Below are 462 nucleotides of genomic sequence, written 5' to 3'. Positions count from 1 at the left end.
AAACGATGCCGGTGGCGGCGTTGGCAGGATCGACGACAACGCCGTTGATCGGCAGGATTTTAGGTGCCGGCAGGTTGACCGCACTGCCCTTGAGCCACACCGTGGTTCGGCTTGATCGACGGGTCTCACCGGTGCTTTTGCTGGTCAGCTCATAGCGGACGTAGATGTGCTCCCGAGCCAGTTGCATCACTGTAGTGTTGGGCACAAAAAAGCGCACGGTGCTGTTGATCTGAGTGACGGGTTTGATCTCGCTGAAGACCTCGGCCTCGACACCGCCCTTGATTGTCGAAACCCACAGCCTGACGCTATCGCCGATCTCGAAGGTCACCGGGCGCGTGACCACGTCAGCCTGAATGTCTTTGCTACCCAGCGTGGCAAGGTCGTAGAACAGTTCACCGGTGTCTGGATCGACTTGCACGGCATCGAGAATCACCGGGCGCAGGAGATCCGAGGTCACTTCGC

Annotated in this window: 1 protein-coding gene; it reads right to left on the bottom strand. The window is 59.1% G+C overall.

The window, feature by feature from the left end; translation table 11 throughout:
- A partial coding sequence (locus tag J5M71_RS28140; RefSeq protein ID WP_207838880.1) for a hypothetical protein occupies positions 1-462 on the bottom strand: 462 nt, incomplete at both ends.

Source organism: Pseudomonas sp. 43(2021), from assembly GCF_017490805.1.
GTDB lineage: Bacteria > Pseudomonadota > Gammaproteobacteria > Pseudomonadales > Pseudomonadaceae > Aquipseudomonas.
Note: the sequence above shows the minus strand (reverse complement) of the source record. Positions and strands in the feature narration are given on the sequence as shown.